The following is a 22,361-nucleotide window of genomic DNA, read 5'->3' as shown; positions in this document are numbered from 1 at the left end:
TGCCCATTCAGACGGGTGTCGCATGGGGCTGCTGTGCAGCCCTTCGCGGGCAAGCCCGCTCCCACAGGTGCAGCGCTGTCCTGTAGGAGCGGGCGTGCCCGCGAAGGGCCGCATAGCGGCCCCAGTCAAATCAGTTGCGGCGTTCGACGATGTAACGCGCCAACGCCCGCAGCGGTTCGGCCTTTTCGCCGAACCCTTGCAGTGCGACCAGCGCCTGGTCGCGCAGTTCGATCGCGTAGGCCTTCGCCGCTTCCAGGCCCAGCAGTGCCGGGTAGGTCGGTTTGTCACGGGCGATATCGGCCCCCTGGCGTTTGCCCAGGGTGGCGGTGTCGCTTTCCACGTCGAGGATGTCGTCCTGCACCTGGAACGCCAGGCCGATGGCCTGTGCATAGGTCTGCAGGGCATCCAGTTGCGTCTGTTCGGCGCGGGCGCTGGCCAGGGCGCCGAGGCGCACGCTGGCTTCGATCAGCGCACCGGTCTTGTGCCGGTGCATGAACTCCAGCGCTTGCTGGTCCAGCTTCAGGCCAACCGAGCCCAGGTCGATGGCCTGGCCACCGACCATGCCTGCCGGGCCGGCAGCCTTGGCCAGGGCCTGGACCATGGCCAGGCGAATGCTGTCGGCCTGCGGGCTCAGGCGCGGGTCGAGCAGGGCGCTGAAGGCCAGGCTCTGCAAACCGTCGCCGGCGAGGATCGCGCAGGCTTCATCGAAGGCTTTGTGGGTGGTCGGCTGGCCGCGGCGCAGGTCGTCGTCGTCCATGGCCGGCAGGTCGTCATGCACCAGCGAGTAGGCGTGGATCAGTTCCACCGCACAGGCTGCGCCGTTGGCCTGTTCGGCCGGGGCGCCCAAGGCTTCGCAGGCCGCGTAGGCCAGCAGCGGGCGGACGCGTTTGCCACCGTTCATCACGCTGTAGCGCATGGCGGCGTAAAGGCGTGCGAGCTCCTTGGTCGGGGCGACGAACAACGGTTCGAGGGCGGCGTCGACCCGTGCCTGGCAGCTGGCCTGGTAGGTGCCGATCATGCTTCCGGCTCCGCGTCGAAGGGCTGTGCTGCCAGTTCGCCATCGCGTTCCAGCAGGATCTGCACCTTCTGTTCGGCCTGGGCCAGGGCGCCCTGGCAATCGCGGGTCAGGGCGATGCCTTGCTCGAAGGCGGCCAGCGACTCTTCCAGCGACAACTCGCCGTTCTCCAGGCGCTCGACCAGTGCTTGCAGGTCTGCGAGGGATTGCTCGAAATCGAGGGAGGCTTTTTTGCGGGCCATGGCGACTGTCTCGGTGGCATTCAGAACGGCGCGACACTAGCAGAGCGGGGCGGGGGGAGCAAACTTCCGGCCACCCGATCGCTTAACGCGGTCAATTGTAGGAGCGGCCTTGTGTCGCGAAAGGGCCGCAAAGCGGCCCCAGGGTTTCAGCGCAGACGCACAAATTGCTGGGGCTGCTTTGCAGCCCTTTCGCGACACAAGGCCGCTCCTACAGACACTGTGTCAGTTTTGAACCCGGTGCGGGATCAGGCTGGCTCTGCTTCCAGCTCCAGCATGGCCTCACGGTACCGCGCCAGTTCCTCGATGGTCAGCACCGGCAGATTGTATTGCCGCGCATACACCGCCACCTGCTCGCCACGGGCCATCGTGCCATCGGGGTTCATCAGTTCGCACAGCACTGCCGCCGGGCGCAACCCGGCCAGGCGTGCCAGGTCCACCGAGCCTTCGGTGTGGCCACGGCGGGTCAGCACCCCGCCATTGCGGGCGCGCAGCGGGAACACATGCCCCGGGCTGACGATATGGCGCTGCTCCGCAGTGGAACGCAGTGCCGCGCCAATGGTGGTGATGCGGTCCTGGGCGGACACCCCGGTGGTAATGCCTTCCGCCGCCTCGATGGTGACGGTGAAGCCGGTGCCATGGCGGGCCTGGTTGTTCTGCACCATCGGTGCCAGTTGCAGTTCGTCGACGGTGGCCTCGTCCAGGCACAGGCAGACGATGCCGCTGCAATCGCGAATCATCATGGCCATGGTCTGCAGCGAGATGTTCTCGGCGGCGGCGATGATGTCCGCTTCGTCCTCGCGGTCGTCGTCGTCGAGCAGCAGTACAGGGCGCCCGGCCTGGAAGGCGGCGATGGCAGCGCTGACATTGGGGAATTGCGGGTGGTGCCTGGTGGACATGAAACGCTCCTCGTGAATGATCGATGAACGTCTCGGGGCGAACAAAATGCGCGCGCAGGGGCGCCCGGATGGCCCCTGCCTGACGCCTTCTTTCATCCGGACTATGACCGTCGGCTCTGGAGTCTCACCAGATCTGCTGACCCCCGGCATGGCCGGGGCGCTCGCGGGCTCATCTTTCGATTTACCGCCGGTGGGGACTTTCACCCCGCCCTGAAGACCCGCCAAGCATACAGCACATTGCCACCTCGCTGGCAACCCACGGCTCTACGACCTTTGGCGGTATCATTCGGCTATGCATTCGAGGAACAACCCCATGGACATTCTCCAGGTCGCCGGCGGCAAGCCGGTCAAGTTGTGGACCGACGGCGTGCCGGTGGAAGACGACGCCCGCAAGCAACTGCTCAACACGGCCAGGATGCCGTTCATCTTCAAGCACCTGGCAGTGATGCCGGACGTGCACCTGGGCAAGGGCTCGACCATTGGCAGTGTGATACCCACGGTTGGCGCGATCATCCCCGCCGCGGTGGGTGTGGATATCGGCTGCGGCATGATCGCCGCGCGCACGTCGCTGCACGCCCGCGACCTGCCGGACAACCTGCATGGCCTGCGCAATGCCATCGAGCACGCCGTGCCGCATGGAAAGACCTTCGGCAAACGTGACCAGGGCGCCTGGGCCGATGTGCCAGCCAAGGCGGACAAGGCCTGGGGGCAGTTGGCCGGGCGCTTCAAGGCCATCACCGACAAGTACCCGCGGCTGGAGAAGACCAATAACCGCCATCACCTGGGGACGCTGGGCGGCGGCAACCACTTCATCGAGGTGTGCCTGGACGAGGCCGACCGCGTCTGGTTCATGCTGCACAGCGGCTCCCGGGGTGTGGGCAATGCCATCGGCAACCTGTTCATCGAACTGGCCCAGGCCGACATGCGCCAGCACCTGGCCAACCTGCCGGACAAGGACCTGGCGTATTTCGAGGAAGGCAGCCGCCATTTCGCCGACTACGTCGAAGCGGTGGAGTGGGCGCAGGATTACGCCAGGCAGAACCGCGAACTGATGATGCTGGCGGTGGTCGGTGCGGCTCGCAAGGCGCTGGGCAAACCGTTTGAGGCCAGCCTGGAAGCGGTGAACTGCCACCATAACTATGTGCAGCGCGAGCAGCATTTTGGCCGAGAGGTGCTGGTGACGCGCAAGGGGGCGGTGTCGGCGCAGAAAGGGCAGTTGGGCATCATTCCCGGCTCGATGGGGGCCAAGAGCTTCATCGTGCGAGGGCTGGGCAACGAGGAATCTTTCTGTTCCTGCAGCCATGGTGCTGGCCGGATGATGAGCCGGACCAAGGCCAAGAGCCGCTTCACCGTGGAAGACCAGCGGCGGGCCACGGCGCATGTGGAATGCCGCAAGGACAAGGAGGTGATCGACGAGATCCCCATGGCCTACAAGGACATCGATGCGGTGATGCGCGCGCAGCAGGAATTGGTGGAGGTGGTGCACACCTTGCGGCAGGTGGTGTGTGTGAAGGGCTGACGGGGTGCTGCCTGTGCCGGCCTCTTCGCGGATAAACCCGCTCCCACAGGGATCGAGTGAACCTATGGGGCACAGGTTGCCATGAAAAGATGAAGCCTGTGATGGCGCAGGTTGCAACTGAAGGTGAAGCCTGTGGGGGCTCTGTGGGAGCGGGTTTACCCGCGAAGAGGCCAGTGCAGGTTATCGAGACATCCCTTCAATCACCCGCTTCAGCGAGGCCGGTAACATCGGCCCATGCCCCAGCCCGTCAATCCGCTCGAACCGTGCCTGCAACCCCGGCACCTTGGCCAGGTCTGCCACCAGCTCCCGCGCCGCCCGTTCTCCATCCCCTTGCACCGGCATGCGCGGGTTAGCCGGCTCCTCACTCCCGCGCATCAGCAACAATCGAGGCCGGCTGCTACCCAAGCGCTGGTCAAGCCCCTGCGCCTCACGCACGATCGCACCGTCATGCCACCACAGCGAAGGGCTGGCCGCCACATAGTCGCTGAAAGCCCCAGGCCGGGTGAACAGCGCATGCAGCACGGCCAACCCACCGTAGGAATGCCCCCACAACGTCTGCCGCTGCAGGTCGATCGGTGCCACACCCGCCACCAGCGGCCGCATGCGCTCGCTCAGCAGATCGAGGAACTCGTCCACGCCACCGCTCGGTTGCCCGGTCAACGGGTCCAGTTGCTCAGCCTGCCCAGGCAACGCCGGGGTGTAGTCATAGGTACGCCCGACCCGCTCGATCCGCTGATCGGTCTGGTACCCCACGGCCACCAGCAATGGCGCCTGGCCGGCGGCAAGCTTGCCCAGCAGCAGGCTGTCCAGCGCCCCCAGCGCGGCGTTGCCATCGAGCATCCACAGCACCGGGTAACCCGCCGCTGGCGCCGGGCGGTCTGGTTTGCCGACCCACAAGCGGTAATGACGCTGGCCATCGGCCGAGTCCAGGTCGAGCTGGCTGAAGCGGTAGGCCAGGTCCTGGCGCTGCAGCAGCGAGGTATCCATCCTCTGTTGATGCTCGGGCTGTGCCAGGGCGGCTGGGGTCGCAAGGGCCAGTGCCAAAACCAGTGTCAGGGTCATCTTGCTCATCAGGTGTCTCATCAGGGCTTTGCAAGGAGCGCAAGGCAGAAACGCCAAGATGATAATCAGTCCTGATTGAGCGTAAAGCGCATTAACTTTCTAAACAGTCCCGGGTCATCGGCAAAGTCATGTGCAGGCACAGGCCTGGGTGACCGTTGCTGGCCCACAAGCGACCGCCTTGCAGTTCGATGGCGCGGCGGGCGATGGCCAGGCCCAGGCCGAAGCCCGCGCCGCTGTCGGCCAGCCGCTGGTAGGGCTTGAAGATGCGTTCGAGCTCGGCGTGCGGCACCCCGGGCCCCTGGTCACTCAGGCGCAGGTGCCAGCAGTCGCCCTCCAACCAGCCATCCAGGCTGACCCGGCCCTCGGCCGGCGAGTGGCGGATGGCATTGCGCATCAGGTTTTCCAGGGCTTGGGCCAGGCTGTCCAGGTGGGCTTGCACCACGCAGTCGGGGCCGAGCGAGCAGGGCAGGCGGGCGCGGTCCCAGCCGCTTTCGAAGCAGATGTCCTGGCACAAGGCTTCCCACACCGAAACCATCAACACCGGTTCGGTCGGCAAGCTGGGCTGTTCGGTGTCCATCCAGGCCAGGTCCAGCGTGTCCTCCAGAAGCTTCTGCATGTCGGCGACCTCGCGGTCCAGGCGCTTGCGCAACTGGGCCGGCGGCAAGCCGCTGTCATGGGCGATGCGCAGCCGCGCCAGCGGCGTGCGCAGTTCGTGAGACAGCGTGCGCAGCAACAGGCGCTGCTGCTCCAGGCTCTGGCGCAGGCGCCCGGCCATGTGCTCGAAGGCCTGCGCCAGTTCGCCAAGCTCATCGCGCCGCTCCTGCAGGGGCAGGGCCGGGCTGTCGAGGTCGTCGGCACGCAGGGCGTCGGCGCGGTCGCGCAGGCGGTTCAGTGGCACCACAAGGTGGCGGTACAGCGCCAGAACCAGCAGCAGGGCGAGTAGCGTGGGGGCAACGCCATGGGTGATTACATGGGTCCATGGGGTCAGGCCGGTAGGCAACAGGTGTTCGGGCAGTTGCATTACCAGGCGACCGTGCTCGGGGTGTTGCGGGAACTCGATGCTGACGTAGGGCAGTTCATCCTGCAGGCGCCGGCTCATCGGCCAGTCGAGCTTGCGCATGAAGGTCAGGTGGCTGGCTTCCTCAGCGCTCAGTGGGGTGGTGCCAAGGCTCTGCAGGTGCGGCCCGACCAGCGCCACCCAAGTGCCCTCGGCCTGTTCCAGTTGCCTGCGCCAGGCCTCGGCACCCTCCGCGCCGCCTTGCTCCCAGGCCTGTTCGGCTTGCTGTGCAAAGCGCGCCAGGTAGTCCTGGTCGGCTTGGGACAGGAAGTAGGTACTGCGCTCCACCGACAGGCCCCAGGTCCAGATCAGCCAGGTCAGCAACAGGCAGAAGCCAACCTGCAGTACGGCCAGTTTCCATAGCAAGGGATGACGGCGCATCAGGCTTGTTCCGTGTCGACCAGGATGTACCCTTGGCCGCGTACGGCCTGGATCTGCAGGTGCTGGGCATCGATGTCGGCCAGCTTGCGGCGCAGGTTGCACACATGCACATCCAGGCCGCGATCCAGGCGGGTGTAGGCCCGGTGCAGCACGGTCTGGTAGAGGAATGGTTTGCTCAGGGCTTCGGCGGGGTGGGCCCGCAGGGTGGCCAGCAAGCGGAATTCGGACGCGGTGAGGCCGGCAGCCTTGCCGTTGTGGATAACGTCCTGGCGGTCCTGGTCGAGCATTACCTCGCCGACGTCGGCACGCAGCGCCGTACCACGATCGAACGCCACACGCCGCAGCAATGCATCGACCCGGGCGTCCAGCTCGGCCAGGCTGAAGGGCTTGGGCAGGTAATCGTCCGCGCCCCGGGTAAAGCCACTGATGCGATCCTGCTCGGCCCCCAACGCCGACATCAGCATGACCGGCACCGCCTGCTGCTGGCGCAACTCGTCGAGCAGGCTGAGGCCGTCGATGCCTGGCAGCATGATATCCAGCAGCACCAGCTCGAACTGTGATTGCTGTATGGCATTCAGGGCCTGGACGCCGGTGGCGCATGCGTGCACTCGGAAACCCCGGTTGAGGAAATGGCGTTCCAGGTCCTGACGCAGGCTTGCGTCGTCTTCGGCTAGGAGGAGTGAGGTGGGCACGGCGAGCCTTGAATGAGAATTCGTATCAGTTACGAATCATCCCATTGCCGGCAGGGCGAGGGCAACGCCTGGATGTGTTAAGAAGGTTAATCCTGCTGCACCCCCGATTTCCCTTCGGTATCGTTCGCAAAAAGCAACTTGTTTCGTTTGCGAATTACTACCATTTGGGGAAAGGGTGTGTCATGAGCAGTTTCAAAAGTTTGGGGGACTCGCGACGGGGTCGGGGCTGGCTGGTGCTGGGGCTGTTGGCGCCGTTTTCGTTGTCGGCACTGGCCGAGACGGTAGCGACTCAGGCGTCTGCCGAGGACAGCGCGCTTGACCTGCCGGCATTGACCATCGAAGGCAACCGCCTGTATGACATGCTGCCGTCGGAAGAAACTGGCGGCTACAGCGTGGATGCCGCCACCGTGGGCACCAAGACCCCCGCAGCGCTCAAGGACATCCCGCAATCGATCACCGTCTACACCCAGGACTACGTCAAGGACCGCCAGTTCGTGCACCTCGATGACCTGGCCAAGTACACCGCCGGCCTGCGAACCCTGACCAACGACAGTGGCCGTTCGTCGATCTACGCCCGTGGCTACGAGTACAGCGAGTTCAATATCGACGGCCTGCCGGCGCCCATGGCTAGCATCTTCGGTACAGTACCGTCACTGGCGGCATTCGACCGTGTCGAGATCATGCGTGGCCCGGCCGGGCTGTTCAGCAGCACCAGCGAACTGGGCGGCATCGTCAACATGGTGCGCAAGCGCCCGACCGCCGAGTTCCAGGGGCATGTCGAAGGCAGCTATGGCACCTGGGACACCAACCACGAAGAAATCGACCTGAGCGGGCCGCTGGATGATGCCGGCCGCGTGCGCGGGCGCTTCATCGCCTCGCGTGACGACACCAATGGCGAGGTCGACTACAACGCCAACACCAGCAACAGCTACTACGGTGCGCTGGACGTCGACCTGGACGACGCTACCACCCTGTCGTTCGGCCTGATTCATGAAGTGAAGAACATCACCCCGCACAATGGCTATCCGGCAACGCTGTCCGGCGAAGTGCCTGACTTCAGCCATTCGAAGTTCCTTGGGGCTGACTGGAATTACTTCGACGGCAAGACCACCGACTTGGTCGCCGAGCTGACCCACCGCTTCGACAACGGCGGCTATGGCCGTGTCGCAGCCCGTGGCTCGCATCGCGACACCAATTACCTGTACGCCTTCACCGCGACCAACGCCACCACTGGCGCGAACTCCGAGCGCGCCAGCGCCCGCGATTTCACCCAGGACACCTACTCGCTGGACGCCAGCTACAGCCAGCCGTTCGAAACCTTCGGCCAGGTCAGCGAATTCGTGGTCGGCAGCGATTACAAGAACTACGACACCGAGTACCTCAACGGCACAACCAACCTGGGCGCCATCAACGTCAATACATACTCGCCCAAGCAGTTCGCCAAGCCATCGCCCAACTACAGCACCGAGACCGGTATGCAGGAAGAGGAATACGGCCTGTACTCCAAGGTCACCTTCCGCCCGGTCGAGCGTCTGGCGCTGATCGCCGGGGGCCGCTTCAGCTGGTATCGCGGTGATTTCTACACCACTACCCTCAGCAGCGGCGCCACCACCAACGACAGCAAGCGCGTGGATGGCCACTTCACCCCGTATGGCGGCCTGGTCTACGACCTGACCGAAAACCATGCGCTGTACGCCAGCTATTCGCAGGTTTTCAAGCCGCAGTCCGACACCGACAGCAATGGCCGGGTGCTCAAGCCGCGTGAGGGCGAGCAGTACGAGTTCGGTCTCAAGAGCAGCTACTTCGGCGGCGACCTGAATACTCGCTTCTCGGTGTTCCGCCTGACGGACAAGAACCGCGCGACCACCGTGTATGACGCCGACGGTGTGGCTACCACTGACTCTGTTGCATCTGGCAAGACCCGTGTTAAAGGCGCCGAAGTGGAAGTGAGCGGCAAGCTGACGCCGAACTGGGAAGTGCTGGCCGGCTACACCTGGATGGAAACCGAAACCCTCAAGGGCGATGCCGAAACCACCTTCTTCATCATGCCGCGCAACCAGGCATCGCTGTGGAGCAAGTACACCATCAGCCAAGGGCCGCTGAACGGCCTGGCCATTGGTGGCGGTATTTCGGCGATGAGCAACTTCTATTCCGAGAACGGCGGTGTGCGCATCGACGCGCCAGGCTATGCGACGGTGGACGCAATGCTGTCTTATCCGGTTACCTCGAAGCTGACGGCCACCTTCAACATCAACAACCTGTTCGACCGGGACTACCTGTCGCGGGTGGGGTCGACCTCGACGTTCAACTTCTAAGGGCCGTCGCGGAGCATGATGGTTGGGGCGCGGTATGACTTCTGATAATCAGATTTTTCCCGTTGCGCGTAGGCCATTTCTGAAATAGCTTCCTAGCGCCCTTGAGCCATTGCGGTGGTGCTCCTGGCGGCCTAGTGTGGCCCAGTCGTTGCCAAATCAGCGACCGGGCCTGCAAGCCCGCTCAGAGAACGATTACCGATCACCAATAGCCAATGGCATGCCATTGCGCGCGCTTGATGGTGGCTGCGTACGGGAGGTTTTCGAACCTGCCGGTTTCGTTCTCTGCCGGTCTTGCAGACCTGTACGTGGCCGCCCCCCATCACACTGCAAGTAATGAGTGGCGGTTCTAGCCAATCAATTGAGAACCTCACCATGCTTAAGATTGTCCCCGATCCACCCCACGATATTCATTCCCTTGAAGACACCCTGATCCAGGCCACGGACTACGCGCTGTGCGCTGCGACCGTTGTGCATCGGGCCATGCTGCTGCAGCCCAAGTCGCCGGCGTCGGTTTTGATGATGACGTCGATGCATGAACTGGAGACGCTGCGGGCTTTGCTGGAGTCGGCATTGATTCAGGTGCAGATGCCCACTGGGCCCAGGACTTTGCACTGAGGCTTGAGTGATGTGTTGTCTGGGCGGGCCCTTTCGCGGGTAAACCCGCTCCCACAGGATCACCACAGTCTTCAAGACTTGCACAGTACCTGTGGGAGCGGGTTCACCCGCGAAAGGGCCCGTCCAGGCAGTCGAGAACTTTCAGGGGATTCAAAAATGACCACAGAAGACACCCATTTCACTGTCGGCAAGACCACGTTCTACCAAGGCGAACATGGCACCCACCCACTGTTCCGCATCGAGCCCGGCATCCCCTGCCGCGATGCCCGCGAGCAATCTTCGGAGCTGATGGGCTATGTCCGCGAACTGACCATCACCGGCCTGATGGATGAAAAACCGATGATGATCTGGGCTGCGCACTACCTGAGTGCGATGGCCAAGGCGCTGATGGATGATGCTGAGTTGGGTATGAAGCAGTGAGTGCTTGCCTTCAGTTCTTGTGGATGTGCGCCTTGCCATCGCGATGAGTATGCGCCTTTGAATGCCCCTCATCACGCTGGCCTGCGCCCGAGGCCTGCTCACCATGGTGGCCAGGCACGTTGCCGCGGTGCTGGCCTTCATGGTTGTGCATTTCACTCTCGCCGCCACCATGCTGGTGGCCGCCACTAGCCGCTACCATCGTTTTGTACTGCTGGGCGTTCAACTGGGGTAGCTGGTCCAGGAAGGCGACGATGCCCCAGATGTATTCATCGCCCATGCTCTTGCCCCAGGCCGGCATGCCGGAGGCCTTGATGCCGTGCTTGATGATCCAGAACGCCGCAGCGGGGTCGCCACCAATCCCTCTTTGGGTCAGGTTGGGGGGCGATGGATACAGAGCCTGGCTGAGCTCGGTCTTCTCGACGCCAGGGGCAAGGTGACAACCGATGCACATGGCATTGTAGTTACCGGCGCCGGTACCAATCAGCGTTTCATCTTTCAGGTCCGGCACCTGGATGTCCCTGGCCCGTACTGCGATCGAGCGGTCCCGTGCCATGGCCAGAAAGGCATGCACGGCGGGGAAATGGGGATCATCGGCCCCGACGTTAACCAGGCCGGAGTACGCAGCACCCAGTACGGCCACGCTGGCCACCGCGCCTGCTGCAACAAGCGTTGTTATTGTTCTTTTCATGTCTGGTTCTCAAAACCACATGCGGATACCGGCCACGAAACGCGCTTCATCCACATCACCACCCTCGTCGCGGATGAAATCGGCGGTTTTGCCGTAGGAGCGGTTCCAGGTGATGCCGATGTAGGGGGCGAACTGGCGGACAATTTCATAGCGCAGGCGCAGCCCGACTTCGGTATTTGCCAGGCCGGAACCCACGCCGCGCACAGGGTCGTTCTTGCCATAGAAATTGGCTTCAGCGGTCGGCTGCAGGATCAGGCGGTTGGTCAGCAGAATGTCATAGTCGCCTTCCAGGCGCGCGGCAGTCTGGCCGTTCTCGCCAATGAACGCGGTGGCTTCGGCTTCGAAGTCGTAAAGCGCCATGCCCTGGATACCGAACGCCGCCCAGGTCTGGGGGGATTCAGGCTTGAAGTCCTGGCGCACCCCGGCAACCACATCCCACCATGGGCTGATCGAGCGGCCGTACAGCAGCTGCAATTCGGCATCCTCGGTGACACCGTTGGTACGTTCACCTTCGGAGCGGATCCACAGCCGGTTGATATCGCCGCCTACCCAGCCAGAAGCATCCCAGGCCAGCGTGCTGCCTTCATCGGCGTTCTGGTACTCGAGTTGATCCAGCAGGAAAAAGCTGTTGACCGCACTGTCGTGCATCTGATGCCCGCCCAACGGGGGGAAGGCTGCCTGGCGGTCGGCATCGGTCAGCACCGGGATCGGGGTACGGCTGGTCGTCGGCGTATTCGCCGAGCCGTGGTTCATTTTCGAATGGTCCATCGCTTCATGGTTCATGGCTCCATGATCCATGGACCCATGATCCATGCCCGGCATGCTGCCATGATCCATCTTGCCGTGGTCCATCATCGAATGGTCCATTTCTTCAGCGGCGAAGCTGGGCGCAGCGCCCAGCACGCCGAGCGAAACGGTCAATGCCAGCAGCGATGGTCGTGCCAGGCTATTGAGCATCTTTCCCTGCCTTGGCTTTGTCGCTGCCATGGGATTCCATCATCTTGCCGTGGTCCATGCCTTGCATCGAGCCGTGGTCCATACCCTTCATCGAACCGTGGTCCATGCCCTTCATGGCGCCATGATCCATGCCCTTCATCGAACCATGGTCCGTGCCTTGAGCACCCTTGGCTTTTGCGCCATCGGCAGGCTGCTGGTTGTTGTCGCCGGACCACGACGGCGGGGCATGTACGGCAAACAGGCCGGCCATCACGGCAGAAAGGAAAAACGCGCTTCGTTTCATTGGTTTGCTCATCTCGGATCTCCAGTTCATTCGTCCACACGGACTTCGCGGAACATGCCCATTTCCATGTGGAACAGCAGGTGACAGTGATAGGCCCAACGCCCCAGGGCATCTGCCGTGACGCGATAGCTTCGTTTTGAGCCAGGCGGCATGTCGATCGTGTGTTTGCGCACCATGAAGTTGCCGTTTTCATCCTCCAGGTCGCTCCACATGCCATGCAGGTGGATGGGGTGGGTCATCATGGTGTCGTTGACCAGGGTGATGCGCAGGCGCTCGCCATACTTGAGGCGCAATGGCTCGGCATCGGAAAACTTGATGCCGTCGAAGGACCAGGCGAACTTTTCCATGTGGCCGGTGAGGTGCAGCTCGATTGTGCGACCAGGCGCGCGGCCGTCCGGGTCCGGGAAGGTACTGCGCAGGTCCGCATAGGTCAGCACACGGCGGCCGTTGTCACGCAGGCCGATGCCCGGATCGCCCAGTTTTGGTGTCGGGGTCATGGTTTGCATGTCGACCAGGGGGTTATTGGTCTCGGAGTCTGGGTGGCTCTGCATGGGCGCGCTGGTGTCAGCCATCTCGCCATGGTCCATGCCAGCCATGCTGCCGTGATCCATGCCTGCCATGTCGCCGTGATCCATGCCGGCCATGCTGTCGTGGTTCATGCCGCCATGGTCCATGCCCATATCGCTCATGGAAATGATCGGCCGTGGATCGACAGCTGGAGCAGGGGCTTGCAAGCCCTCGCGAACAGCCAGGGTGCCCCTGGAATACCCGGTACGGTCCATGGATTGGGCGAAGATGGTGTAAGCCTGCTCGCTTTCGGGCTCGACGATGACATCGTAGGTTTCGGCAACGGCGATGCGGAATTCGTCGACCGCAACGGGTTTGACATGCTGGCCATCCGCCGCAACAACCGTCATCTTCAGGCCGGGAATTCGCACATCGAAATACGTCATGGCCGAGCCATTGATGAAGCGCAGGCGGATTTTCTCGCCCGGCTTGAACACGCCCGTCCAGTTACCGTTCGGGGCCTGGCCGTTCATCAGGTAGGTGTAGGTGTAGCCGCTCACATCAGCGAGATCGGTGGGGCTCATTTTCATCTCGGCCCACATCTTGCGGTCGGCTACCGCCGCGGACCAGCCCATTTCGCTCACATCGTTGACGAAATCACCCACCGTGCGCTTGTGGTAGTTGTAGTAGTCGGACTGCTTCTTGAGCTTGGACAGCACCCGTGCAGGGTCTTCATCCGTCCAGTCGCTGAGCATGACCACGTAGTCTCGGTCATAGGTGAACGGCTCAGGCTCTTTCGCGTCGATGACCAGGGCGCCATACACCCCGACCTGCTCCTGGAAACCGGAGTGGCTGTGGTACCAGTAGGTGCCGTTCTGCTGGACCTTGAACCTGTACTCATACATGCCGTCGGGGGCGATGCCATGGAAGCTCAGGCCCGGCACGCCGTCCATGTTCGCCGGCAGGATGATGCCGTGCCAGTGGATGGAGGTGTCCTGTTGCAAGCGGTTGCGCACACGCAGCGTGACGGTATCGCCTTCGCGCCAGCGCAGGATGGGCCCGGGAATGGAGCCGTTGATTGCCATCGCTGTACGTGCAGTGCCGGTAATGTTGACCGGCAGCTCACCGATGTAGAGGTCGAAGTCGGTGCCGCTCAGCACATTCGGTTGGCCGGGGCTGGTCACGGCCCAGACCGGCGCGCGCCACATGCCCAGCCCGCCAAGCAGTCCGGTAGCGGCCAGGCCTTTGACGAAGGAGCGTCTGGTGGTTTTGCTTTGCATGCCGTTGCGTCCAGTCAGTCGAAAAGTTGCTGGTATTCAGGCGGTTGAACGCCCCAGCAGTGGGTCGAGAAGCCCCACAATCTTCCTCAACGCTAGCGGACCTGCGCTGTCAGCTGGCTGAGCTTCAGATTACTTTTCTGTCAGCTTGTGGTGGGTCAAATTCAGTAAGCGCGCCGCGCACTCTGTGGGAGCGGGTTCACCCGCGAAGAATGCGACGCGGTGTATGGCACCGGCTTTGCCGGTGTTCGCGGGTAAACCCGCTCCCACAAGGCCCTGCGAAATCTTTGGGCTATGTATTCTGTGGGAGATTACCCAGCCCTTTTGGGCTGCGCTGTCGCGCAGAGAACAAATATCGCTAGTTTGACGCGTCCTTTGTAGGAGCAGCCTTGTGCTGCGAAGAGGCCGGTGCAAGCAATAGAAAGGCTTTGTCAGTACCGGCCTCTTCGCAGCACAAGGCTGCTCCTACAGGACTTCACTGAACCGATGAGTCATGTGTTGTTCTATGGGAGCGGGCGTGCCCGCGAAGGGCTGCAAAGCAGCCTCAAGGGGCTCTTTGGCCTGGCCGCTACTCGATGTGCAGTGCCGCCACCGGATGCAAGCGGGCCGCCCGCACGGCCGGGGCCAGGCCGGCAAGAATGCCGAGCACCGCCGCCAGCAGCAGCGCCAGCAGCAGAAACAGCGGTTGCAGCGCCAAGGGCAGGCTCGGCATGGCCAGGTACAGTAGCCCCAGCAGCAGGCCCATCAACAGCAGGCCAAGCAGGCCACCGGCCAGGGACAGCAGCGTCGCTTCAGCGAGAAACAACCCAAGTACCTGCCGCGGACTGGCGCCAATCGCCCGCAACAGGCCGATTTCTGCCGTGCGCTCGCCCACAGTGGTCGTCATGATGGTGAGAATGCCGACGGCGCCGACCAGCAGCGAAATGCCCCCCAAGGCACCAATGGCCAGGCTCAGGGTGCCGAGAACGCGGTTGAAGCTGCGCAGCATGTCGTCCTGGGTGGTCAGGCTGAAATCCTCCGCACCGTGTCGTTCGCCGAGCACCTCGCGAATCTGCCGGCTCAATGCCCGTGAAGTGGTAGCGGCGCCAAACACCACATGGGCTTTGACCACCCCGGTGCGGTTGAACAGGCTTTCCGCCCAGTCCACCGGGATGTAGGCAATATCGTCGAGGTTGAAACCGAGCAACTGGCCTTTCTCCGCCATCACGCCGATCACCCGGAAACGCACGCCGCCGACGCGGATCAGCTCACCCAGCGGGTTGCGCGCCCCGAACAGTTCGGTACGCAGCTGATGGCCGAGCACCACATAGGGCGGCGAACGGCCGTCACGGGCCGGGGGCAGGAACTCGCCCAGGCTCAGTTGCATGCGCCAGGCCTGCGCCATCTGATGGCCGCCACCGAGAATGTCGCTGCGCCGGCTCAGTTGACCGAACTGGATATTCCCGCTGCCCTGAATGATCGGCACCGCTGCCTCGACATGCGGCAAGCGCCGCAGGGCGTCGGTGTCACTGATGGTCAGTGGTCGCACGCTGCCAAGCAGACCGCCGAGGCCGCTGGTCTGGGTCTTGCCCGGGCGCACGGTGATGATCCGCGTACCAAACTGCGAGAAGTTCTCCAGCACATAGCCGCGCACGCCTTCGCCTATGGCCGTGAGCAGCGCCACGGCGGCTATGCCGATCGCTACCCCGAGCAGGGTCAGCAGGCTGCGCAGCGGGCGGCAGGTCAGCGCCGAGCTGGTCAGCCGGAAACCATCTTGCCAGCGCATCAGTGCGCCCCCGGCGGGCGTAGCGCCGCCACCGGCTCCAGCGCGGAGGCCCGAGCGGCCGGCAGCCAGGCGAACAGCAGCGCCGTGCCGAGTGCCAGCAGCACTGCGCCAGCCCGCGCCCACCAGGGGGCATAGAGCGGCAGATCGAACGCCAGGCGCCCCAGCCAGAGCAAGGTTTCGGCCAGCAGCAGCCCTGCCAGTGCCCCTGTCAGGGCCAACAGCGCCGCCTCGCCGAGGAACAGCAGGCGCAGCTGCGCCGCCGTCGCGCCTATGGCTTTGAGCAGGCCGATCTCGGCGCTGCGCTGGCTTACTGCAATCCAGGTCACGTTCATGATCAGGATGCCTGCCACCAGCAGGCTGATCGCGGCAATGCCGGCCACCGCCAGGGTCAGCACCGCGAGTATCTGAGTGAAGGCGCTGAGCAGGCTGTCCTGGCTGACCAGGGTGACGTCCTCCTCACCCTCGTGGCGCTCCTTGAGCGCGGCGAGTATCAGCCGCTTGCTACGGTCGAGAAAGCTCGGACCATGCACCTCGACAAACACCCGCGACAACCCCTCGCTATTGAACAAGGCCTGGGCGCTGGCCACCGGGATGATCAACATCTCGGCGAAATCCATCCCCAGCGATTCGCCCCGCTCACCGAGAATGCCGACTACCCGGAAGCGCCGGTCGCCAGCGCGCAACCATTCACCCAAGGCCGGGCGAGCCCCGAACAGCTCGCGCCGGAGTTTGCCGCCGATCACGCAGACGGCTTCGGCCTGTTCAGGGTCCAGCATCGGCAGGGGTTGGCCCTGGACGACCGCCAGTTGGCGAATGGCGAAGAAGTCCCGGGTGGTGCCCAGCGTCAGCACCTCACGATTGCGGTTGCCGACTATCACCTCCATCTGCCCGGCCTGCTGCGGCGCGACCCGGCGGATGCCCGGCAACCGGGTGATGGCCTGGACATCCTGCAAGGTCAACTCGTGTGGCGTCAGCCCGGTGAGCGGCGGCATGCGCCCGGTGGTTTCCTTGCGCCCCGGGAAAACGATGAGGATGTCGCGCCCGAGCAGCGAGAACTCGTTCAGGACGAAGGCCCGCGCGCCCGCGCCAAGACCGGTGAGCAGGTTGACCGCGACCACCCCGATAGCGATGGCCAGCAGTAGCATCAGGCTGCGTGAGCGATGCCCACGCAAGGCACCTAGCCAGAAACCCAGGGCATCGGCAGCGCGCATCAGGCCAGCGCCCACTGCGGCGCAGTACTGTGGATCCGCCCGTCACGCATGTGCAGCTGGCGCTGTGCGCGGGCGCCCAGGCTGGCATCGTGGGTCACCACTATCAGGGTCAGGCCCTCGCCGTTGAGCTCCTCCAGCAGGCTGAAGACCTCTGCGCCAGCCTGGCTATCGAGATTGCCGGTGGGTTCGTCGGCCAACAGCAGCGCCGGTTGCATGACCATCGCCCGGGCGATCGCCACGCGCTGGCGCTGGCCACCGGACAGCTCGGCCGGGCGGTGGGCAATGCGCTCGCCCAGCCCCAGGCGTGCCACCAATTGGCTGCTGCGCTTGCGCCGTTGCGCCGCACCAATGCCGGCGAGGACCATCGGCAGCTCGATGTTTTCCAGCACCGTAAGCCGTGCGATCAGGTGGTAGGACTGGAACACGAAACCTATCAGTCGGCTGCGCAACTGGGCGTGGCGCGCCTCGCTCAGCGCCGCCGTGGCCTCGCCCAGCAGCCAGTATTCGCCGGCGCTCGGCGCGTCGAGCAGGCCGAGGATGTTCAGCAAGGTCGACTTGCCCGAGCCCGACGGGCCCATCACCGCCATGTAGTCACCGGCCGCGATGTCCAGGTCCAGGCCATCCAGCCCCATCACCTGCTGTTCGCCCAACTGGAAGCTGCGGCTGCCGCCGCGCAGGCGGATCATTTCTCGGTCTCCGCGGCATCCACCGGGATCACCGCCACGGTATCCTTGAGCCCTTCCTGCTCGTGGCTGGCAACTATGCGTGCGTCCTCGTCCAGTCCTGCAAGCACCTCGGTCCAGCGCCAGTTGCTCAGCCCGGTTTGCACCTGCACCTCGCGCAACACCCGGGCGCTCGGGTCATATCGCAGCACACGCTGCCCCTCCAGCAGGGTCTCGGTGGGGATGCGCAAGGCGCCCGCGTGCTGCTCCAGGAGGATCTCGACATCGGCGCTATAGCCGGTGAGCAGGGCCAGGTCTGCCGGCGGCTGGTCGAAGCGCACCTCGACATCGACGGTGCGCGCCTGCTTCTCCAGTTCGCGCACATAGGGCGCGATGCGGCTGACGCGGCCGGTGAAATGCTGACCCCGGAAGGCATCCAGGCTGATCCGTACGGCGGTTCCGGGGTGAACCCGGGCAGCGTCCACCTCATCGATCGGTGCCTCTACAAACAGGCAGCTGTCGTCGATCAGGTCGACTGCCGGCGGTGTAGGAATACCTGGCGGCGAAGGGGTGACGAACTCGCCGAGTTCGCCGTTGATTTCCGCAACGATGCCGGCGAATGGTGCACGCAGGGTTGTCTGTTCCAGCAGTGAACGCTGCAACTGCAGGCTGGCGTCGGCCTCGCGGATCAGCACGGCACTGGCACTGCACATCAGTTTCGCCAGGTTGGCCTTGGTCGCCGCCTGATCGAGGCGGTCGGCGGCAATCAACTTGCGGTCGGCCAACTGGCCCAGGCGATCAAGGTCGCGCCGGTCCAGCAGAGCTTGCTGGCAGCGCTGTTCGCGGGTGTTGCGCTGGGCCTCCAGCCGCGCCTCGGCTTCCTGCAGCCTGGCCTGTTGCTCGTCCTGCCGCAGGCGCATGAGCACCTGACCCGGCTGGACCCGCTGGCCCTCACTGACCAGCAACTCGGCAACCTGGCCACCGACATTGAAGGACAGGTGCGAGCGTCGACAGGACTTCAGCGTACCCGCGCGCGTGTTGGCCACCACCGTCTCCACCGGCCCCCGCTCAACTTCCAGCAGCCTGACCGGCACCGGCTGCGGTCGACTCAACCAGCCGCCCAGCACCACGAGACAAGCCAGGATCGACGAGCCAATCAATAGTTTGCGCATGGACTACACCTCCTCCCATATGGCTTGAGCCTAGATCAGGAGGGTGAAAGCTCCACGCGAAACGTCATTTATCCGACGATTTTCGGATGAGTGTTAGTGTGGTGTCAGATAAATGGCGAATGAGATTTTTTTCGCTCACGCAGCGGCGATTCCCCGGCGATGGAAAGGCCGCAGAAAGTTTCAGAGGATGAGAATGGCGGGCATTAAAAAGCCGGCTTGTGGCCGGCTTCTCGGGGACGCTTCCGACTAATTTATGGTAAGCCGCAATCGCCTTAACTGTGTGGCCATCAAGGGCCTGAAAGAGATGGCAGATGCCCGTGTGGGATATCGCCGAGCCCTCTGGACCGCGGCTCGCGCCGGTCGGGGCTGAATGTGCGGCGTAGCATACAAGGGCGCGCGCAGGATGCCCAGCAAAAAATGGCACAGGTTGTTTCAGTCGGGCCGTTGCTGGCGGAAATGCGACCAGTGGAACACCCAGCCCAGAATCTCCAGCCCTTGTGTCTGGCGCTGGGTGGTGGTGTAGCGTTCGACCGCATAGTTGCGCCGATCATGGCTGTGCAGGTACAGCGTGCCGTGCTGGCCGAGGCTGAGGTTGTTCACCCTGAGCACGCCGTTGTGCAGCAGGGCATAGGTTTCGCCCTCAAACACCTGGGTCATGCCCAGGTCGATGGCCAGGGTGGCCTGCAGCGGAATCAGCGGTGTCATGTTGCTGGCGGGCATCGCCAGGCAGATGGCGTTGTCGGCATGCACTCCCAACTCTTTCAGGGCTTTTGCGGGCAGGCACATGTGCTTGCCCGCCACGGGCGACAGCAGGCCGTTGTGCAGTTCGTAAAAGGGCACCTTCAGTGCCCGGCCGCCTTGCGCCGACAGCGGCGTGCGCGGGTTGGCGGGCGCCGGCCCTGGCGGGCAGGTGCGCAGGATCGGGTTGTGGTGTTTGGGGCCTTCGCCCGTGCGCAACCAGCGACGATGCACGCAGAACAGGTCGGCCATTTCGTCCAGCCGGGCCAAAGGCACGCCGCGCTTGAGCCAGTTGTTGACGTGCTGGGGGGTGACGCTGCGCTGGGCGGCGAAATCGGAAGAGGTCAGGCCACATTCGTGGAGGAGGGCTTTGAGTCGGTCGCCGGATGTGTTCATGGCGGCGAGTGTAGCGGCGGGGTGCCAGCAAGGATATGAACCGGATGTTGATGGGGCTTGTGTGAAAAGCGCCTGTTTGTAGGGCGTTGGAGTAGGACTGCGTAGGATTTATTACCGCATCAGACGTTGGCGCGGTAGCTGTAGGAGCGGCCTTGTGTCGCGACGGGGCGCGACGCGGCCCCAAAACCATCCCGCACGATTTACCTGAGAGACCGCATTTGCTGGTTTTACGGCCGCTTCGCACCCGATCGCGACACAAGGCCGCTCCTACAACCGACCGCGAAGGCAGGTCATTCAACAAGGGGGCCGCGAACGCAGGTCGCTGACGAATGGCCATAAAAAACCCCGCCGAGGCGGGGTTCTTCATGCAACCGGCATCAGCCCTTGTAGGCAGCAACCGATTTGGTGATCGCGGCACGGGCGGCGTCGGCGCCTTCCCAGCCTTCGATCTTGACCCACTTGCCCTTCTCGAGATCTTTGTAGTTGGCAAAGAAGTGCTCGATCTGCTGGATCAGCAGGGCTGGCAGGTCAGTGTATTCCTTCACGTCGACGTACAGCTGCGACAGCTTGTCGTGAGGAACAGCGATGACCTTGGCGTCGCCGCCGCCGTCGTCGGTCATGTTCAGCACGCCGACCGGACGGGCGCGGATAACCGAACCTGGGGCTACCGGGTAAGGGGTAACGACCAGCACGTCCAGCGGATCACCGTCATCGGCCAGGGTGTTCGGGATGAAGCCGTAGTTGGCTGGGTAGAACATCGGGGTAGCCATGAAACGGTCGACGAACAGGGTATCGCTGTCCTTGTCGATCTCGTATTTGATCGGCGCGTGGTTGGCCGGGATCTCGATGGCGACGTAGATGTCGTTCGGCAGGTCTTTGCCCGCCGGAATCTTGCTGTAGCTCATTGGGCAGTGCCCCCGTGTTTGACCAAAAAAGTGGCGGCGATTATAGGCACATTCTGCATGGGCATGCCACGCCTGGCCTGATGTGCGGCCCCGTCAGGCGTGGCTTTCGCGGTATTCCGGGTGTTCGGCCTGCAGCCGGCACAGGCGCGCCAGCGGGTCCTGGCGGTAGAACAGCGACAACTGGCGGTAGACCTGTGGATAAGCCTGTTGCAGCAGGTCGGGGGCACTAAAGAAGTACTCGCTGGTGACGGCAAAGAACTCCGCGGGGTTCTCCGCGGCATACGGGTCGATGGCGGTTTCGGCGTCGGGGTTGGCGTCCAGCTGGCGGTTGAGGTCGTCATAGGCCTGTTGCATGGCGGTTGCCCATTCATCCACGGGCATGCCGCTGTGCAGCGGCGGCAGGCCGTTGGCATCGCCATTGAGCATGTCGAGCTTGTGCGCCAGTTCATGGATGACCAGGTTGTAGGCCTCCCAGCCACCGCTTGCCAGCACGCCGTTCCAGGCGAGGATGATCGGGCCCTGCTGCCAGGCCTCGCCGCTGTGCTCGCCGTCCCATACGTGCTCCACGCCACTGGCATCGCGGTGGCGCTGGGGGCTCTTGAAGTCGTCGGGGTAGAGGATGATTTCGTGGAAACCCTGGTACCAGTTCAGCTCGCCCAGGTGCAGCAGCGGCAACTGTGCCTGGGCCGCCAGCAACAGGCGCTGCTCGTCGTCCGGCTCGACGCCGGGCAGGCAGGTGAGGTGCTTGTCGAGCAGGAACAGGATGCAGGCTTCACGCAGCCAGCGATCTTCTTCGTCCGTGATGCCGTCCAGCATCGGCAGGCGCTCGCGCACGGCCTGCCATTGCTGGGGGGTGATGGGGTAGCGCGCCAGGGTGCGCTTGCGCCGCCAGGCGCTGAACGACCACATCGGCAGGTTTCAGTGGGCCTTGGCCGTGCGGCCCAGGCGGCCACGCAGCAGGCCGAGGATCATCGGCACCAGCGACAGAATGATGATGCCCACCACCATCAGCGACAGGTGCTGCTTGATGAATGGCACGTTGCCGAAAAAGTAGCCCAGGGTCACCAGGCCGCCGACCCACAGCAGCGAACCGGCGACGCTGAAACCGAGGAAGCGCGGGTAGTGCATGTGGGCGATGCCGGCGACGAACGGTGCAAAGGTGCGCAGGATGGGCAGGAAGCGCGCCATGGTCACGGTCTTGCCGCCGTGGCGTTCATAGAAGTCGTGGGTACGCTGCAGGTAGTCGCGACGGAAGATCTTCGAGTTGGGGTTGTTGAACAACCGCTCGCCGGCCGTGCGGCCGATCACGTAGTTGGTGCTGTCGCCGAGGATTGCGGCGGCCATCAGCAGGCCGGCCAGCAGCAACGGGTCCATGCCGCCACCGGCGGCCACGGCGCCGGCAATGAACAGCAGCGAATCACCGGGCAGGAAGGGCATGACCACCAGCCCGGTTTCACAGAAGATCACGGTGAAGAGGATGGCGTAGATCCAGGGACCGTAATTGGTTACCAGCAGATCGAGGTAGGCATCGAGATGCAGGATAAGGTCCAGCGGGTTGAAATCCATGTACAGCACCTGTGTTCTTG

The 22,361-nt window shown here is 63.7% G+C and carries 22 protein-coding genes and 1 riboswitch; of the genes, 4 read left to right on the top strand and 18 right to left on the bottom strand.

Annotated features, from left to right (window positions below; genetic code table 11):
- Positions 1 to 130 precede the first annotated feature (130 nt).
- The 3 genes from ispA to ribB form a co-directional block, all read right to left on the bottom strand.
- Positions 131 to 1,018 (bottom strand): (2E,6E)-farnesyl diphosphate synthase, encoded by an 888-nt coding sequence (ispA, locus tag ACGLHT_RS13770; protein ID WP_137162881.1) that lies wholly within the window; start codon positions 1,016 to 1,018, stop codon positions 131 to 133.
- Positions 1,015 to 1,257, bottom strand: coding sequence for an exodeoxyribonuclease VII small subunit (locus ACGLHT_RS13765; RefSeq protein ID WP_003255380.1), 243 nt, complete (start codon positions 1,255 to 1,257; stop codon positions 1,015 to 1,017). Before ACGLHT_RS13765 ends, ispA begins: the two co-directional genes overlap by 4 nt.
- A 245-nt stretch (positions 1,258 to 1,502) precedes the next feature.
- On the bottom strand, positions 1,503 to 2,153 hold the full coding sequence (ribB, locus tag ACGLHT_RS13760) for a 3,4-dihydroxy-2-butanone-4-phosphate synthase (protein WP_137162882.1): 651 nt from the start codon (positions 2,151 to 2,153) through the stop codon (positions 1,503 to 1,505).
- 80 nt (positions 2,154 to 2,233) lie between these two features.
- A riboswitch (FMN riboswitch) is annotated at positions 2,234 to 2,375 on the bottom strand.
- 91 nt (positions 2,376 to 2,466) lie between these two features.
- On the opposite strand from ribB, the gene ACGLHT_RS13755 reads away from it, so the two are divergent.
- Positions 2,467 to 3,672 carry an RtcB family protein gene (locus ACGLHT_RS13755; RefSeq protein ID WP_137162883.1) on the top strand — a complete coding sequence of 402 codons (1,206 nt, stop codon included), beginning with the start codon at positions 2,467 to 2,469 and terminating at the stop codon, positions 3,670 to 3,672.
- A 180-nt stretch (positions 3,673 to 3,852) separates the two neighbouring features.
- Here the strand turns inward: ACGLHT_RS13755 and ACGLHT_RS13750 are convergent, their stop codons facing one another.
- The 3 genes from ACGLHT_RS13750 to ACGLHT_RS13740 form a co-directional block, all read right to left on the bottom strand.
- A complete protein-coding gene (locus ACGLHT_RS13750; protein WP_274078665.1) occupies positions 3,853 to 4,743 on the bottom strand; it encodes an alpha/beta hydrolase in 891 nt (296 codons plus the stop codon).
- A gap of 82 nt (positions 4,744 to 4,825) precedes the next feature.
- Entirely contained in the window at positions 4,826 to 6,172 is a 1,347-nt protein-coding gene (locus ACGLHT_RS13745; protein WP_137162885.1) for a sensor histidine kinase, read from the bottom strand.
- Entirely contained in the window at positions 6,172 to 6,864 is a 693-nt protein-coding gene (locus ACGLHT_RS13740; protein ID WP_137162886.1) for a response regulator transcription factor, read from the bottom strand. Before ACGLHT_RS13740 ends, ACGLHT_RS13745 begins: the two co-directional genes overlap by 1 nt.
- Before the next feature lie 182 nt (positions 6,865 to 7,046).
- Between ACGLHT_RS13740 and ACGLHT_RS13735 the strand changes: the two genes are divergently transcribed.
- The 3 genes from ACGLHT_RS13735 (at position 7,047) to ACGLHT_RS13725 (ending at position 10,214) form a co-directional block, all read left to right on the top strand.
- Positions 7,047 to 9,179, top strand: a complete 2,133-nt coding sequence (locus ACGLHT_RS13735) for a TonB-dependent siderophore receptor (RefSeq protein WP_274120395.1) — start codon at positions 7,047 to 7,049, stop codon at positions 9,177 to 9,179.
- A gap of 372 nt (positions 9,180 to 9,551) precedes the next feature.
- On the top strand, positions 9,552 to 9,794 hold the full coding sequence (locus tag ACGLHT_RS13730) for a hypothetical protein (RefSeq protein ID WP_137162888.1): 243 nt from the start codon (positions 9,552 to 9,554) through the stop codon (positions 9,792 to 9,794).
- Positions 9,795 to 9,950: 156 nt separating this feature from the next.
- The gene (locus ACGLHT_RS13725; protein WP_085693275.1) at positions 9,951 to 10,214 is read left to right on the top strand and encodes a DUF3077 domain-containing protein; all 264 of its coding nucleotides are present in this window, start codon (positions 9,951 to 9,953) and stop codon (positions 10,212 to 10,214) included.
- A 10-nt stretch (positions 10,215 to 10,224) separates the two neighbouring features.
- Here the strand turns inward: ACGLHT_RS13725 and ACGLHT_RS13720 are convergent, their stop codons facing one another.
- The 12 genes from ACGLHT_RS13720 to ACGLHT_RS13665 all read right to left on the bottom strand — a co-directional run bounded on the left by ACGLHT_RS13720 (position 10,225) and on the right by ACGLHT_RS13665 (position 22,341).
- Positions 10,225 to 10,902: a cytochrome c gene (locus tag ACGLHT_RS13720; RefSeq protein ID WP_137162889.1), complete on the bottom strand. Its 678-nt coding sequence runs from the start codon at positions 10,900 to 10,902 to the stop codon at positions 10,225 to 10,227.
- Between the two features lie 9 nt (positions 10,903 to 10,911).
- On the bottom strand, positions 10,912 to 11,859 hold the full coding sequence (locus tag ACGLHT_RS13715) for a copper resistance protein B (protein ID WP_137162890.1): 948 nt from the start codon (positions 11,857 to 11,859) through the stop codon (positions 10,912 to 10,914).
- Positions 11,849 to 12,172: a hypothetical protein gene (locus ACGLHT_RS13710; protein ID WP_137162891.1), complete on the bottom strand. Its 324-nt coding sequence runs from the start codon at positions 12,170 to 12,172 to the stop codon at positions 11,849 to 11,851. The genes ACGLHT_RS13715 and ACGLHT_RS13710 overlap by 11 nt, the downstream gene beginning before the upstream one ends.
- On the bottom strand, positions 12,169 to 13,929 hold the full coding sequence (locus ACGLHT_RS13705; protein WP_137162892.1) for a copper resistance system multicopper oxidase: 1,761 nt from the start codon (positions 13,927 to 13,929) through the stop codon (positions 12,169 to 12,171). The genes ACGLHT_RS13710 and ACGLHT_RS13705 overlap by 4 nt, the downstream gene beginning before the upstream one ends.
- Positions 13,930 to 14,494: 565 nt before the next feature.
- Complete coding sequence (locus tag ACGLHT_RS13700) at positions 14,495 to 15,691, bottom strand: ABC transporter permease (protein WP_274120394.1); 1,197 nt, start codon at positions 15,689 to 15,691, stop codon at positions 14,495 to 14,497.
- Complete coding sequence (locus tag ACGLHT_RS13695) at positions 15,691 to 16,902, bottom strand: ABC transporter permease (protein WP_274120393.1); 1,212 nt, start codon at positions 16,900 to 16,902, stop codon at positions 15,691 to 15,693. The genes ACGLHT_RS13700 and ACGLHT_RS13695 overlap by 1 nt, the downstream gene beginning before the upstream one ends.
- Positions 16,902 to 17,588: an ABC transporter ATP-binding protein gene (locus ACGLHT_RS13690; protein ID WP_274120392.1), complete on the bottom strand. Its 687-nt coding sequence runs from the start codon at positions 17,586 to 17,588 to the stop codon at positions 16,902 to 16,904. Before ACGLHT_RS13690 ends, ACGLHT_RS13695 begins: the two co-directional genes overlap by 1 nt.
- On the bottom strand, positions 17,585 to 18,736 hold the full coding sequence (locus ACGLHT_RS13685) for an efflux RND transporter periplasmic adaptor subunit (RefSeq protein WP_085617845.1): 1,152 nt from the start codon (positions 18,734 to 18,736) through the stop codon (positions 17,585 to 17,587). The genes ACGLHT_RS13690 and ACGLHT_RS13685 overlap by 4 nt, the downstream gene beginning before the upstream one ends.
- A 432-nt stretch (positions 18,737 to 19,168) precedes the next feature.
- Positions 19,169 to 19,870: an XRE family transcriptional regulator gene (locus ACGLHT_RS13680; RefSeq protein WP_274120391.1), complete on the bottom strand. Its 702-nt coding sequence runs from the start codon at positions 19,868 to 19,870 to the stop codon at positions 19,169 to 19,171.
- 377 nt (positions 19,871 to 20,247) lie between these two features.
- A complete protein-coding gene (gene ppa, locus ACGLHT_RS13675; RefSeq protein ID WP_003255365.1) occupies positions 20,248 to 20,775 on the bottom strand; it encodes an inorganic diphosphatase in 528 nt (175 codons plus the stop codon).
- 93 nt (positions 20,776 to 20,868) lie between these two features.
- Positions 20,869 to 21,684, bottom strand: coding sequence for a zinc-dependent peptidase (locus tag ACGLHT_RS13670; protein WP_025337546.1), 816 nt, complete (start codon positions 21,682 to 21,684; stop codon positions 20,869 to 20,871).
- A gap of 9 nt (positions 21,685 to 21,693) precedes the next feature.
- Positions 21,694 to 22,341: a DedA family protein gene (locus tag ACGLHT_RS13665; protein ID WP_025337547.1), complete on the bottom strand. Its 648-nt coding sequence runs from the start codon at positions 22,339 to 22,341 to the stop codon at positions 21,694 to 21,696.
- Positions 22,342 to 22,361 lie beyond the last annotated feature (20 nt).

The organism is Pseudomonas sp. PsB, from assembly GCF_043658375.1.
Classification (GTDB): domain Bacteria; phylum Pseudomonadota; class Gammaproteobacteria; order Pseudomonadales; family Pseudomonadaceae; genus Aquipseudomonas; species Aquipseudomonas putida_Z.
This window is presented reverse-complemented; position numbering and strand designations above follow the sequence as displayed.